The organism is uncultured Microscilla sp., assembly GCF_947493425.1.
GTDB lineage: Bacteria > Bacteroidota > Bacteroidia > Cytophagales > Microscillaceae > Microscilla.
Genome location: NZ_CANLRP010000075.1, coordinates 25,050 through 39,190 on the forward strand (window position 1 = coordinate 25,050; position 14,141 = coordinate 39,190).

Annotated in this window: 13 protein-coding genes; all 13 read left to right on the forward strand. The window is 45.6% G+C overall.

Annotation, left to right across the window (positions count from 1 at the left end; genetic code table 11):
- Positions 1-242: 242 nt before the first annotated feature.
- The 13 genes from Q0954_RS18655 to Q0954_RS18715 all read left to right on the forward strand — a co-directional run bounded on the left by Q0954_RS18655 (position 243) and on the right by Q0954_RS18715 (position 14,010).
- On the forward strand, positions 243-818 hold the full coding sequence (locus Q0954_RS18655; RefSeq protein ID WP_299459109.1) for a DUF4255 domain-containing protein: 576 nt from the start codon (positions 243-245) through the stop codon (positions 816-818).
- Entirely contained in the window at positions 815-1,816 is a 1,002-nt protein-coding gene (locus tag Q0954_RS18660) for a hypothetical protein (RefSeq protein ID WP_299459110.1), read from the forward strand. The genes Q0954_RS18655 and Q0954_RS18660 overlap by 4 nt, the downstream gene beginning before the upstream one ends.
- A gap of 14 nt (positions 1,817-1,830) precedes the next feature.
- A complete protein-coding gene (locus Q0954_RS18665) occupies positions 1,831-3,507 on the forward strand; it encodes a phage tail sheath C-terminal domain-containing protein (protein WP_299459111.1) in 1,677 nt (558 codons plus the stop codon).
- 141 nt (positions 3,508-3,648) lie between these two features.
- On the forward strand, positions 3,649-4,119 hold the full coding sequence (locus Q0954_RS18670; protein WP_299459112.1) for a phage tail protein: 471 nt from the start codon (positions 3,649-3,651) through the stop codon (positions 4,117-4,119).
- Between the two features lie 3 nt (positions 4,120-4,122).
- Positions 4,123-4,608, forward strand: a complete 486-nt coding sequence (locus tag Q0954_RS18675; protein WP_299459113.1) for a phage tail protein — start codon at positions 4,123-4,125, stop codon at positions 4,606-4,608.
- A gap of 11 nt (positions 4,609-4,619) precedes the next feature.
- Entirely contained in the window at positions 4,620-5,102 is a 483-nt protein-coding gene (locus Q0954_RS18680; protein ID WP_299459114.1) for a phage tail protein, read from the forward strand.
- A 4-nt stretch (positions 5,103-5,106) separates the two neighbouring features.
- The gene (locus tag Q0954_RS18685) at positions 5,107-5,280 is read left to right on the forward strand and encodes a DUF5908 family protein (RefSeq protein WP_299459115.1); all 174 of its coding nucleotides are present in this window, start codon (positions 5,107-5,109) and stop codon (positions 5,278-5,280) included.
- 4 nt (positions 5,281-5,284) lie between these two features.
- Positions 5,285-6,010, forward strand: a complete 726-nt coding sequence (locus Q0954_RS18690; protein ID WP_299459116.1) for a hypothetical protein — start codon at positions 5,285-5,287, stop codon at positions 6,008-6,010.
- A 532-nt stretch (positions 6,011-6,542) separates the two neighbouring features.
- On the forward strand, positions 6,543-8,213 hold the full coding sequence (gene vgrG / locus Q0954_RS18695) for a type VI secretion system tip protein VgrG (RefSeq protein WP_299459117.1): 1,671 nt from the start codon (positions 6,543-6,545) through the stop codon (positions 8,211-8,213).
- Positions 8,214-8,461: 248 nt separating this feature from the next.
- Positions 8,462-8,683 carry a hypothetical protein gene (locus Q0954_RS18700; protein WP_299459118.1) on the forward strand — a complete coding sequence of 74 codons (222 nt, stop codon included), beginning with the start codon at positions 8,462-8,464 and terminating at the stop codon, positions 8,681-8,683.
- Entirely contained in the window at positions 8,676-9,086 is a 411-nt protein-coding gene (locus Q0954_RS18705; protein WP_299459119.1) for a GPW/gp25 family protein, read from the forward strand. Before Q0954_RS18700 ends, Q0954_RS18705 begins: the two co-directional genes overlap by 8 nt.
- A 7-nt stretch (positions 9,087-9,093) precedes the next feature.
- Positions 9,094-9,522: a hypothetical protein gene (locus Q0954_RS18710; RefSeq protein WP_299459120.1), complete on the forward strand. Its 429-nt coding sequence runs from the start codon at positions 9,094-9,096 to the stop codon at positions 9,520-9,522.
- Positions 9,523-14,010, forward strand: coding sequence for a baseplate J/gp47 family protein (locus tag Q0954_RS18715; protein WP_299459121.1), 4,488 nt, complete (start codon positions 9,523-9,525; stop codon positions 14,008-14,010).
- The last annotated feature ends 131 nt before the right edge of the window (positions 14,011-14,141 follow it).

Consider the following 14,141-nt stretch of genomic DNA (forward strand, 5'->3'; position numbering starts at 1 on the left):
TTTTTGGGTAAATATTACATTAAAAACAGGTTTAAATGTCTGAGTTTGCCAAGTATTTGTAATAGATAACTATTTGATTGTTAGGAGTTTAAATTGCATATTAGTGTTTTTCGTAAAAAAAATAGACTTTTTTTGAGTTGTTTTTTTGGATGTTTATGACTGGGTTCATACCTTGTGTAACATACATAAAGATATTACTCAAATTTGTTCAAACTACCAGTGACTAAACTACCCCAAGCCAAATGGTACACGAAGCGATCGAATTTTTAAAAACCGCACTAAACAACTATCTGTTACAAAAAATCCCAGATAGCACAGTGACTGCCCCCAGGGTTGATTACCCTAAAATTGATACTGATCCGCCAGTTTTTAATCTAAGAACAGTCAACCTAGTGTTGATTAACCTGGAAGAGGAAAGGGTGTTAAGACCCGCTGACCCTTATGCCCAGGTGAGTTCTGATGGAACCCACGGCTCTGTAAGCCCTCCCTTGAGTGTGATATTGACCTTGCTATTTTCTGCCAAATTTACCGATTATCAGGCAGCCCTCAAGCATTTGTCATTTACTATGCAATTCTTTCAGTCAAACCAGCTGTTTACCCCAGAAGACTTTCCTGGAATGCCCGATGGTATAGACAAGCTTACTGTAGAGTTTCAGTCGTTGAACAATGCCCAAAAGAACGAAATATGGAGTTCTTTGAAGGTAGCCTACCTGCCCTCGGTAGTATATAAGCTGAGAATGCTTGTTTATCAGCAAGATAGCACAAGTTCAGATACCTTAGTTACTCAAACCAGTAATCAAAATACCTTGTTGCGATGAATTATCAGCATTTATTCTCAATAGCTGTTTTACACAATTACTTTTCAGGTTCATCAGAGGCAGTGCCAGCCATTAATCAATACCTGACACTCAACCCCACACCTGAGTGTGCCCAGTTGATCAAACAGTATCGACTCAAGCTACACAGTGCACCCGGCAAGCTTTTCTTGAGCAGCCCAGTGCGAGATGAAGCGCAAAAAACGTTTTTGCCCCTGGCAAATGTGACTTTTGACTTTTATATAAAAGTACAGAACCCTGCCTTCTTTTATTTTACCAACATGCAAAGTTTACAGGGTGTTGCCTATCCTCGTTTTGTGGTTGATGGGGTGAATACCGAATTGTCTCTGGAAAATGATGAAGCCACTGCGGTTGACTTATTCAATATTCCTGAGCAAAGAAGCGCAGATACTTCGTTTTTTTTACAAAATACGCCTACCGCATCGCCTACCTTTGGTGTCATTGGGCTTGACCCGGTACCCACACCAGCCTACAATGCCGACCTCAATAAAATCACTTTTGATACCAGCCCAGTTACTTATGAAACAGGGCAAGAGTTTCAATTAAGTTACCCAATACCTCCTCAGTGGCCACCCAATGTGCTTGGCTTGGCGTCTATTACGCTTGATGGCAATAGTCTTACCTTCGACAAGGCTTATACCATTACCTTTAGTCGCAAAGAGCAACAATGGAACTATTACATTGTGGCACCCAATACGTTGTTGCCCGCAGACTTGGCCATTACTGCCGATGCCGACTCAGAAAGTAGTTGGGCTTTTGACAGTACCACCGAAATACTTACCGGAGAGTTGTACGATCGTTTGAAGGGACTGTATCCAGAGGCAAAAATTTTCAATATTGCTTCTACAGCTGCACTACCCTATCAGAGCAAAGCAAAGCAGGGGATCAAGCTCCAGCAAGACAGCGAAACCATCATCAATAATTTACCCAACCCTGCTCCCAAAAACGAAGGAGTAGGAATACTCAATATTTACTCATAAAAGCATAAATCGTTATGGATTACAACGTACCTGGTGTGTATGTAGAAGAAGTTTCTACCTTACCTCCTTCAGTAGCAGGGGTGGCCACCGCTATACCAGCCTTTGTAGGCTACACCGAAAAAGCCCTGGATAAAAATGGGGTAGCACTGCCAACCGATGAAGTGGCAGTAAAAAGAATAGATACTTTGTTAGAGTATGAGCAGTTTTTTGGCAACCAACCAAAACACGCCAGGTTTGCCCTGGAAGACGGGGTGCTCAAAAGAAAAGCAGCGACTGGCAGTAGTGATGCAGGCGAGTTGCATTCACACCTGATGTATTACGCTTTGCGCATGTTTTTTGACAATGGCGGAGGCAGCTGTTACATTGTATCGGTAGGCAGGTATGCTGCGGCTGCTACTACAGCTGATGCAATTTCGGCAGAGGATATACAGAGCGGCATTGACAAGCTCGAAGAGTTTGATGAGCCTACTTTGGTGGTGTTGCCCGATGCCGTAAACCTTGCCGATGCTGATTATTATGCCAGTTGTGTACAAGTGCTCAACCAGTGTAATGATTTGAAAGACCGCTTTGGTATTTTTGATGTATTGAGCGCCGATACCGACGCCAGTGGCTTCAGACAAAATATTGGCAACAATCACCTTAAGTATGGGGCAGCTTATACCCCTTATCTTCAAACATCATTGAGTTATCAGTACGACGATGCTGATGTAGATGTAGGAGATGCTTTTTTTGAGTATAACAGTGGTGCCAATGGTTTTGTGGTGTCATACATGGCATCAAACGCAGGAGGCATTACGCCTAAAATTGCCGTAACCAATACCGCGGATGCAGGTGCTACTACTGATTTTACAGTAGTCGAAGATGGTTCTACCATTAGTTTAACCATTGCGGCGGCTTCAGATGCCCAAGCGAATAATGTATTGACTGATTGGGCAGCGTTTACCGGGAACACCGGGGGCTATAGCATTGCATTGGTAGGAGATGGAACCAAAAATGTAGCTTCTAAAGCTTCGGCCAATATGACCAGTCCCACCCGCTCTTTGGCAGAGATCAAAGACTCCTATACCGCCTTGTACAACGAGATAAAAAACAGCCTGAGAGAGCAAAGAGTAGTGCTGCCCCCAAGTACTGCGGTGGCGGGTATTTATTCATCGGTTGACCGTGACCGTGGGGTATGGAAAGCCCCCGCCAATGTAAGCATTACTTCGCTGATTGCGCCCACCCGCACAATTAACAACACCCAGCAAGGGCGACTCAATGTAGATGCTACTTCGGGTAAATCTATCAATGTAATTCGCAGTTTTTCGGGACGTGGCACGCTGGTATGGGGAGCACGCACCCTGGCAGGCAACGACAACGAGTGGAGATATGTAAACGTAAGGCGCTTGTTTATTTACATGCAGGAGTCTATCCAAAAATCCACCTCTTTTGTAGTATTTGAGCCCAACACGGCTACTACCTGGCTTAAAGTAAAAGGCTTGGTAGAGAGTTTTTTGTATGGTTTGTGGCAACAAGGAGCCTTGGCTGGCTCTACCCCTGAGTCGGCTTATTTTGTCAATGTAGGCTTAGGCAAAACAATGAATAGCCAGGATATTTTAGAGGGCAAACTCATTGTGGAAGTAGGCGTTGCGGCAAGTCGACCCGCCGAGTTTGTAATATTACGCTTTATGCATAAACTGCAGGAGTCATAGTCCAAACAGTAGTAAGTCATTAGCGACAAGCCATGAGTAAAGGCGAGTGTATTCATCGGTAATGACTTGTGGCTTGAAGCCAACCGCTTGTGGCTCATATTGTACAAAACCATTCCTTAAATATTTTTTAGCTCAAAAGACATGGCATTAACAAAAGAACAAATTAAAAATAACTATCCTCTGCCCTCATACAATTACCGGGTATCGATTGATGGTACTACCGTTGCCTTTTCTCAGGTATCGGGGTTAAAGGTTTCGTATGAAACCACCACCTACAAAGAAAGCCCGGTGGGAGGCGACGCCCCTGGCCCAGTGGTGATGCGGATGCCTGCCCAAAGCTCAGAGATTACGGTTACTTTGCAAAAGGGCATTGTAAGGGGTAAAAGCATTTCGCTTTATAACTGGATTAACTCTATTCAAACCAATTTGGTAGACAAAAAAGACCTCAATATTGAGTTATGCGACGAAAACGGTGCGGCAGTGTTTGTATGGAAAGTAATCAATGCTTTTCCTACGGGTTTAGATGCGCCCACTTTTGATGCCAACTCTAACGATGCCTCTATTGAAAGCCTCACGCTCTTGGCAGACAGGGTAACTATGGAAGAGCTGTAAAGCATGGCAGTAAGTAAAAAAGACATAGCAGCCAACTACCCATTGCCTGCTTATAACTACAGGGTGCAAATTGGTTCAGAAAGTTATGGTTTTGCCAAAGTATCGGGCTTGAGCATGAAGTATGACACAGTAAGTTATAGACATGGCTTAAGCTTTGCCGAAGGCACCCATCACTTGTTGGGCATTTTGCAGCCTGTAAACCTAAGTTTGCAGCGGGGAGTAGTACGCCAAGGCAGTTTGTTGCTCGCCTGGATAAGTACGCCCATAAAGCAAGACATTACGGTAGACTTGTGCGACGAAGGCGGCAAGCCCCAAGTAAGTTGGTGGGTGCAAAATGCCCTGCCTACGGCTTACGAGGCGGGAGATTTTGATGTAAACACCCAAGAGGTGACCATAGAAACCCTCTCGCTGGTGTCTGACAATATGCGGGTTACTTACCACCAATCGGGGCAAACTGGCGGAGGCAGAGGAAGTTTTTTTAAGATTTAGCATAAGATAGTATGATCAAAAACAAAATTGGTGTTCCAGACCTTACCATGAACGGCGCACCCTTGCAAGCATACAATTTTTTGGTGTCTTTTCTTGGCAGGGGTAAAAATGGCTTTCCCAACTTGTTAGACATTCGCTTTCAGCGGGTGTCGGGCATAGAACTCAAGGGGAGCATGGACATCAAACGTATTGGCAGCAGAGAAGTACGTTTGCCGGAGTTTCCTACCCATGGCGATCTTCTTTTAGAACGAGGATATGTAGTGGGTAGCCCATTGCGCCTTGATATTGTAGAAGGTTTTGCCAACCTGGAGTTTCGCCCACGCGATGTATTGGTGGCATTGCTCGACACCCAAGGTGAGCCAATGGTGTCGTGGCTTTTTCAGAAAGCAGTGCCAGTGCGTTGGGCAATGGGAGAGCTCAATGCCAGCCAAAGTGGGGTGTTTATCGAAACCATCGAACTATCTTATACCCGTTTTGAACCCATTTCTTTATAACACTATGGCAGTAGAAATCAAAGAGCTCATTATAAGGGCCGTAGCAGTAGAAGAGCCTGCACAAGTAGGCGGGGCAACAGTTGCTGCCGAAGACCATACAGCAGAAGCCAATGCTCAACTGGTGCAGGCCTGTGTAAGAGAAGTATTAAAAGTTTTGGAACGTAAATCATCGAGGTAAAACAATGGCTGATAGAAACTTAAAAAAGCTTGATCGACTCAAAATTGTTGCTTTCAAAGAAGCAGAGCGCAAACCTTTGGCCAAAAGCGAGGAAAAAGAAAGAACCTTTGATACCCCGGTAAATGTAGATGATTTTTCGCAGTTTTATGGGACTAAATATCGACAAAAACCAAGCATAGGCACTGGTAAAACGGAGGCAAAGCTGGCGGCTTCTTTGCCTCGTGCCCTCACTTTTACGATTATCCTGGACAATACCATAGTGTTTAGAACCGATTTAAACGATCCAGGACAGAGTAGTTTGAGTGTAGCCCAACAAGTGGACAACTTTTTAGGAGTATGTTATGAAGACGGTCAAACAACGCCCAATCATTTGGTTATCACCTGGGGGGAAGTCACTTTTGACTGCGTGTTACAGACTTCTACTATTAAGTACAGCCTCTTTGATGTAGATGGCACACCCTTGCGGGCAACCATTGCTGCAACTTTTACTGAGGATGATCGAAAAGCAGCTAAGAACAAAAACAACGAGGAAAAAATCAATGACGACAATAAGGGAAAACAACAAAAGCTAATGAAGGGAGGAGATCGACTGGATTTGATTGCCAAAGAGGTGTACGGTGATGCTAATTTACAATTTCCTTTGGCAAGCTATAACAATATCAAACACCCTAGAGAGAACCTCTCAGGTACCACGTTGATTTTTCCATCCATCGAGGAGCTGCTAAGATAAGTAAGTATGTAAGTAATTACGAATTATGAATTACGATTAACTGTAAGTTGCTGATAAATAAGCGATTACCTTTATTCATAAGTTGTACTTAATTTTGGCTTGCCGCTTACCAAGACAAAATTAAATACACCTAATATGCAAGCAATAGTCCATAGTATTTAGTCGATAGTCCATAGCTGATTCGAGTAAATGTTCACCTTGTTAAATACTGTAAACCAGTATTTTATATTGAGATTGTATACTCACTTTATTTTTAAAAGTGTTTCGGTTTTATGCCTAAACACCCAATTAAATAGTTTTTAAATTCATAAATAACTGATAAACAGCAAACAACTTTGACTAAAATCACTGCGGAGTATTGATGCAAGTATAACTATCATATTATGAGAGAGTTATCTTTACTTGTAGCACCGATATACATCGGTATCTAAGGACTTATAGCTAATTGCACCGATATTCATCGGTATCTAAGGACTTGCTGCTACTTACTAAGCTTGAGTTGATTTTTTTGTAAAGCAAACAAAAGATTTAAATGAACATACCCACGATTACTATATGGAGCGAAGGTCAGGAGGTATACTACCCTGAACACCCTGAGGTAGACATCCAGCACGAGGTCAACAAAGTGCCCTATGCTTGTCTGTCTTTTCCAGATGGTGATCCGAACAAGCCAGGGTTTACATTGAGCAGCCAGTCTGATTTCGCCCCAGGCAAAACGCTTGAAGTAAAGGTAGATACTGGCGAGGGTGAGCAAACCACCATCTTTAAAGGGTTTGTGGTAAAGCATGCTATCGAAGCAAGTGCGCATGCTTCCATGCTTTCGCTGGAACTCAAAGGCGATTGTATAAAAATGACTGTCGCCCGCAAAAGCGTGGTACACACCCAAGGCAACCAACAAGCCCAACAAGAAGAAGATATACTGGCGCAGTTAATAGAGGCAAACGGACTTGAGGCAGACCTGAGCGCCCAAACCTGGAGCAGCCATGAAGAGCTCATACAATACTATAGCTCCGACTGGGACTTTCTTTTGACAAGAGCCGACCTGTATGGCTATTGGGTAATGGCTACCGACGGAAAAGTATCGGTGGTAAACCCTAAAGAGATAATAGAAGCTAATAAAGCCAAACACGAAGTGGTATACGGCGATGCAGGCATTTTTAATTTGCACCTGGAAATAAACGCCGAACACCAGGCGGCTACCATCAATACGCTTGCCTGGGATACAGCCAACAACGACTTGACAAAAAAAGCACAAGCCAAAGAGTTTGTTGCTCAAAAGTCGTTGGTAAGCGCCCAAAGCGATGCGGAGGGGGAACCCATAGATCCAACCGCCCTGGCAACCGCCATTGGCAACGAAGAAGAAACCTTGCAAAGCATTGTGCCCCTAAGTGTAGAAGAACAACAAGGGTGGGCAGATGGCAAAATGCTCAAAAGCCGTTTGGCAATGCTGAGAGGCAGCTTTACCCTGGATGGAAACGCAGAGATACAACCCTTAGACATAGCATTGATCAGTGGCTTTAATGCCCAGTTTGATGGCAACACCATCATTTCGGGGGTACGCCACCGACTAGGCTACGATGGTTGGTATACCGACATTCAGTTGGGGATACGTCCAGAGAATTACACTGCCCAGCACGCTGTAGAAGCCCAAAATGCCGCTGGTTTGCTGCCAAGTATCCAAGGTTTGCAAGTAGGTGTGGTAGACGCCTTCGAAGAAGACAAACAAGGGCAGTTTAGAGTAAGGGTAAAAATACTTGCCTTGGGCGACATTGTATGGGCACGCCTCACCAGCCCCGATGCAGGCAAAGACAACCGGGGGATGTTTTTTAGACCAGAGGAAGGTGACGAAGTGGTGGTAGGCTTTATGAACAACGACCCTCGCCAAGCCATTATTTTGGGCAGTGTGTTTGGGGCGAAGTTGCCTCCTCCTCAAGAACCCGACGAAACCAATGCTATCAAGGGTATTTTTAGCAAGGCAGGTGTGCAGCTAAAAATAGATGATGAAAAGAAAAGCTTGGAACTGTTGACGTCCGAAGAGCAATACCTGAAAATAGAAGACGGGGCAGTCATGGAGATGAAAGATACCCACGGCAACTCTATCACCATGAGTGACAAGGGCATTGTATTGAAAAGTGGCAGCGATATTACAATCAGTGCCAGTGGCAATGTAACCATAGAAGGGGCAAAAGTAGATGTGAAGTAGAAGTGGCTAATTACGAATGAGTGCGAGACGAGGCTTTTTAATTACGAATTGGTCAATTACGAATTACGAATGGACGCAAAGCGATGCTTTTTCAATTACGAATGAGCACTGTACGAAGTTTTAAAAATCTTTGATGTGGTTGCCAACGCGAAGAGCAAACCTGAGTGCATAAAACGTCTTTTAAAGGAATAAACGACTTTATTTGAACTTGTCAATTAAAACAAAACCAAAAAAACAAACATAAAAAAATGAATAACAACGTGAGTAATCAAGAAATTCAACTGAACATCAGTGTAGAAGAAGCCAATGTTTTGTTAGAAGCATTGGGCGAAATGCCTTTCAAAAAAGTATTTGGATTGGTGGGCAAGATTCAACAACAAGCCTCTTCGCAGATCAACCCACAAGGGGAGCCTCAAGCAAACGGCAAAGCAGAAGTAAAACCACAAAAACACATGGCAGTTCATGAGTAATGGAAAATTTCCTTTTTTGGGCACTGGCTGGGGTTTTCCGCCCCAGTTTGGCGAAGGTGGCAAATACCTGACCACCACCCAAGGCGTAGAAAATGTACACAAGAGCGTGCTTATTCTTTTGCAAACCAATGTGGGCGAAAGGGTTATGCGGGCAGATTTTGGCGGAAGCCTTGCCAACTTTCAGTTCGAGCAAGTAAGTACACGCTTATTGGAAGACATTAAAGACCACGTGGCAAATACTATAGAAGTAAACGAGCCCAGGGTGCGCCTCGACAATGTAGAGGTGGAACAAGATACCCAGTTGGAAGGACGCTTGCTGGTGCAGCTTCAGTATACCATCAGAAACTCCAACTCAAGGTTTAACCTGGTGTATCCTTTTTATGTAACCGAACCTTTGACATAACAACGACATGTCTGACTCAAGAGCCATTATCATAGACGGTGACTTGGCGGTTTTTGAACTGACCTTTGGCAAAGCCCTGACGATGATGATGCCTGTAGGTACTATGAAAGGCTCTGGCGACGCTACTTTTGGTAGCAATAAGCTATGTGTGTTGGGGGATGAAAAAGATCTAAAGGTAGAAAATGTCCCCTATAATTCTCCTCCTTTTGTGGGAGGGCAGGGCACTGTCAAGATTGAAAAACTAGAGAGCGACCAGGTAGCGGGGCATACCAACAGCGGAGGAAAAAAAGTGATTTTGAAGGGAAAAAAGTTCAAAGCGAAACTTGAAGTAAGTAGCCCGGCTAAAGACCCAAATGGGGTGTCAGACCCTAACGCGGTGTATGTAGGAGGGATGGGAGAGTTTAAAACGACTAACAAAAAATTTACAGGAACCTAAATGTCTGATAACCAAGAATTATATTATCGTGATGGTACCAGTCAGTTGCAACGGACCCAGGCGGCGTTGGACAAAGGCTATGTGCGCATAGAAGAACGGACTATAGAAGACTGGCTCAAATTTGCTGAGAAGTATGCCGAAGAGCTGAATTACTACGCTGCCGACAATCAAATACAGGGCAACTGGAGGGGCTTTTTGAGCGGCAATGTCAGCAAAGACGAAATAATGGCTTACCTGAAAGACCCTGAGAGCCTCGCCGACCAACCCAGCAAACAAGAGTGGATGTCGCGCCCCCACTTTGTGTTGTTGCTCGCATTTTTGCAACTATTAGACCAACACCTCAAGCCCGCCCTCAACCACCTGTTGCCACGCCACCTGGACTACTATTACCATGAGGTGCTTAAGTTTGTACAAAAGCCCGCCCAACCCGATCGGGTATACCTCATGTTTGAACTGGCAAAGAACTACGCCAATGACCGCTTTTTGCTGGCAGAAAACACCGCATTATTGGCGGGCAAAGACGGCACTGGCAAAGATTTGATTTATAAGACCAGGCAAAAACTGATGGTCAACCGTGCTAAGGTGGCACAAATCAAAAGCATATTTGTCAATCGGGAGGTAAAACAGCCCAGCAGTTATCCATTACCAGGGGGCTTTTTTCAAATGTTGAAGCTTGCCTTAGGGCAGGTAACCGACACCAGTGTGACTCCTCACCAGGTATGGCTCAAGCCAGGCGCCGACCTGCCCGTACCTGGAGTATTGGGTTTTGCCAGCGCACCCACCGAACAAACCGCCAACGCTTTTTTTGCCAAAGTAAAAAGCGCCTTGGCTTTTACCCAGGATGAATTGAATATGTCGTTTGCCGACCTGCGTTTGTTGATGCATCTTAAGCAAAACCGCGACAACGACAGCCATCAGTGGGCACAAATCAACCAAGAACTCGCTCAAATGAAAAACGGAGGCACCTATACCTCCAAAGACTTTGTGGCAAACTTTACTGCGGCTGCCGGACATTCGCCCTTAGACGATACCGTATACCAAGTAGTACAAAGTGTAAACAATGTGTATGACCTTTACCAAGAGCTCAACCTGGCTACTACCGGGCAATACGACTTGTTTAAGCCTTTGGAAGAGCCCTTGGAAAATCACGGATACGCCGACATTAACCGAGTAAGAAACCTGCGTACTTTTATCAACGATAATTTTTATAACAGCAGCAGTGACGATCAGGTGGCAAACCAATACGTCAACGGCTTTCATCGGATGATGCAAGTACGGATTGCAGTGTATGACGAATGGCTTGAGATACAAGAAAGGCTCAACAACGTTGCTGGCCTGAACAATGAAGCCGATTTTGAGAACATCGAATTGCCCAATTTTAACCAATTGTTTGAAAGCAGGTATGGCAGTATGCCTAACTTTGCCGGGCTAGATGCCAGCATTACCACCCTGGATCAATACTTTGATACTTTGACCACCCTTGAGCAATATTTTGCCTTGTTTATGGAAGAAATACAGCAGTTGATGGACAACGCCCTGGTAAAGCAAGACCAAAATACGGTGACAGATTTACTCTACAAGGCACACCAGCAAAAAAGAACTGTCATTAGACAAAACGAACTGGCGGCACTTGACAAAACTTCAGTAGCACTTTTTAATGCCGCATTTGGGCAACCTGATCCTGGCGACGATTACCCCATGTTGCCCGCTGGTAGCAGCACGCTCGAAGACTTGGTGCCGCTGCTGGAGGCCACCCCACCCGACGAAACTGCCCAAAGGTATGTCACCAATGTATTGAAGCTGACCATCGAAGATTTTAAATTTATCATAGCCCTTTGTGCTCAACACAACGAAAGTTTTACAGCACCCACCTGGCAATGGAACAAAGCTTATCGCTTATTGGCAGAAGCTGAAGCAAAAATTAGGGGAGGCAATATGGCGGTTACGCCCACCATTACCCACCTCAATGGCTTGTATGCCTTTGATGAGGCTACAATGGCTACCACAGGAGACGAGGACGAAACTTTTGACCGATGGCGCACTTTTGGCAGGGTAGAAGCCGACAAGCTTACCCAACTGGGCATAGCCATTCATTCGCCTGTGCTGGCGCTTTCGGGCGGAGAACGCACCATTGAACTAAACCTGGAACTCAACCCTAACCTGACCCCAGCTCAAGAGCAGGCCATACAAGCGATTGACCTGGAGGACAATCCTTTTGGAGCAGAGCTTACCACTGAGCAAGGTTGGCAGGCAGTCACAGATTTTGCTTCTATTGATTTTACCATTGCTACAGTAACAGACCCCGACACGGGCAACCCGGTTGACATTAAAACACTAAAAATTGCCTGTACCCTTACCAGCGACTTTGACCCGGTACAAGCACTCAGCCCCGATGCCGAAGGTTACCTCGCCTCCGAGCCCACTTTACGCCTATTGGTGGGGCAACCAGGGCTGGAACTGGGCGAGCTTACCGCCCACGACTTGTTTAGCCAGGTGTTGGTCAAAAAAATAGACCTCAAAGTAACGGTACAAAACCTGGTGCCCTCGCAAATACGCAACGATGTAGCTACTTTGCAGGCAAAAGAAGCCTTTGCCCCATTGGGCTCTACACCTGTGCCCAAGTCTAACTTTTACTTTACCCATCCTGAGCTGATGTTTAAGCAGTTAGACTCGGTAGCTTTGCAGTTGAATTGGTTGGGGTTGCCCAGTGATTGGAGCGCCCACTATAACCATTATAGCAACCAGGATGCAGCCAATATAAAGGCAACCCTGGACCTGTATGATCAAGGGGTAAAGCGGCGATTTTCGATTAATGATGCCACCGAAGATTTTGAGCTCTTGAATAGCACTGGGGTTGATTTATCGCTGGATGCTTCTATTGAGAACACCGCCCCTTTTAAATATACACCCCTGGCACCTACCCCTATAGCCAACGATTTGTTTGCCAACCCACGTTACTTTGTGTTGCAACTGGGCAATGTAGATTTTGGGCACAGCGAATACCCTATACTTGCCACCTCTAAGTCGACCCAGCTGGCAATAGACCTGCAAAATAGCGCCAGCACTGCAGTGGTAAACTACCAGGTAAATGCACCTTATACCCCCGAACTACAAAACTTTAGCATACACTATACGGCAAGTGTAAGCATAGGCGAAGAAAAAGCGTCTGCCTCTGCCAACCCTGCCACCATGCTGCACTTGCATCCTTTTGGCTATGCTGCTGTAGGGCAGGAACAAATCGAGGAGGTGACATTTTTACCCGCTTACGCTCAAGAAGGTTACCTTTACCTGGGCATCAAAGACCTGGACCCTCCCTATGACCTCAGCCTGTTGTTTAGAATGGCAGAAGGCAGCGCCAACCCCGACCTGACCCCGGCTAACATAGACTGGCGCTACCTGGTAGACGACGAGTGGAAAATACTGACCCAAAAGGGGCGCATCATTACCGATGGCACCAATGGTTTGCTCAACAGTGGCATTATCAAATTGCGAATGCCAGCCGAAACCAACGCTACCCACCGCCTCATGCCCACTGGCTATTATTGGCTCAGGGCAAGCGTGCGCAACAACAGCGAAGGGCTCAGCGATGCTATTGGCATCCATGCTCAGGCAGTAGAGGCAGTGTTTGACAACAACCAAAACGATCCGCAACACCTCAAAAATCCCTTGCCTGCCCATAGTATTCAGCGTACTTACCTGCCCCAGAACGAACTCAAGGGCGTTAGTCAACCTTATAGTTCGTTTGGGGGGCAAACCATAGAGTCGCTGGAGCGCCTGAACACCCGCATAAGCGAGCGTTTGCGCCATAAAAACCGGGCAGTGAATATTTGGGACTACGAAAGATTGGTATTGGAGGCCTTTTCGGAGGTATACAAGGCGAAATGTTTGCCCGGCGAGTTGCTCAACGATGGCCACCCTGGTGAGGTAAGGCTCATTGTGGTGCCCAATATTGGAGGCATTCGCCCTTACGACCCCTTCAAGCCTAAGCTATCGGGCGATGTATTGCAAAGCATTGAAAACTATTTAACCCAAAGAATGCCCGCCCCGGCAAGCGTGACGGTACGCAACCCGGTATACCACGAACTCAAAATATTTATGCAAGTGGTGTTTCAGGAAGCATACCAAGCCGACAACAAATATTATTTGGAGGTGTTGCAACAAGCCCTGCAGGAATACCTGGCTCCCTGGGCGTTCGACACGGGTGCCGATATTGCCCTGGGGGGCAAACTATACCCCAACTTGATTGTAGATTTTGTAGAGCGCCTGGAGTACATAGACTATATCAATAACTTTAGTATGACCTACAACGACGGCGAAAATATATGGCCCATTACCCCCGAACAAATGCAAACTGGGCTAATAGCCCAACAAGCCGATGTGGTGTGGGTATCGGCACGCGAACACCGCCTGTCGGCCATTGGCAACGTTGGCGACGATGGCACGGGTATAGGCTATATGATGGTTGCTAACGACTTTACGGTGGCTTAAGGTTGTATCAATGGTAAATGGCGCGAAACAATTTAAAAATGGCTTTATGGTTTTATGGTTCGCAAAGCGATTTCTCAATTATGAGAAAATCTATCGACTAATTAACCTGTCGCTTGTTGCTAAAAGCTTGA

What these genes read in the sequence shown, in the direction of transcription:
- Q0954_RS18675 (WP_299459113.1), top strand. Translation starts at nt 4,123, where the DNA reads ATGGCAGTAAGTAAAAAAGACATAGCAGCCAACTACCCATTGCCTGCT.
- Q0954_RS18715 (WP_299459121.1), top strand. Translation starts at nt 9,523, where the DNA reads ATGTCTGATAACCAAGAATTATATTATCGTGATGGTACCAGTCAGTTG.
- vgrG (WP_299459117.1), top strand. Translation starts at nt 6,543, where the DNA reads ATGAACATACCCACGATTACTATATGGAGCGAAGGTCAGGAGGTATAC.
- Q0954_RS18690 (WP_299459116.1), top strand. Translation starts at nt 5,285, where the DNA reads ATGGCTGATAGAAACTTAAAAAAGCTTGATCGACTCAAAATTGTTGCT.
- Q0954_RS18655 (WP_299459109.1), top strand. Translation starts at nt 243, where the DNA reads ATGGTACACGAAGCGATCGAATTTTTAAAAACCGCACTAAACAACTAT.
- Q0954_RS18710 (WP_299459120.1), top strand. Translation starts at nt 9,094, where the DNA reads ATGTCTGACTCAAGAGCCATTATCATAGACGGTGACTTGGCGGTTTTT.
- Q0954_RS18705 (WP_299459119.1), top strand. Translation starts at nt 8,676, where the DNA reads ATGAGTAATGGAAAATTTCCTTTTTTGGGCACTGGCTGGGGTTTTCCG.
- Q0954_RS18670 (WP_299459112.1), top strand. Translation starts at nt 3,649, where the DNA reads ATGGCATTAACAAAAGAACAAATTAAAAATAACTATCCTCTGCCCTCA.
- Q0954_RS18700 (WP_299459118.1), top strand. Translation starts at nt 8,462, where the DNA reads ATGAATAACAACGTGAGTAATCAAGAAATTCAACTGAACATCAGTGTA.
- Q0954_RS18685 (WP_299459115.1), top strand. Translation starts at nt 5,107, where the DNA reads ATGGCAGTAGAAATCAAAGAGCTCATTATAAGGGCCGTAGCAGTAGAA.
- Q0954_RS18665 (WP_299459111.1), top strand. Translation starts at nt 1,831, where the DNA reads ATGGATTACAACGTACCTGGTGTGTATGTAGAAGAAGTTTCTACCTTA.
- Q0954_RS18660 (WP_299459110.1), top strand. Translation starts at nt 815, where the DNA reads ATGAATTATCAGCATTTATTCTCAATAGCTGTTTTACACAATTACTTT.
- Q0954_RS18680 (WP_299459114.1), top strand. Translation starts at nt 4,620, where the DNA reads ATGATCAAAAACAAAATTGGTGTTCCAGACCTTACCATGAACGGCGCA.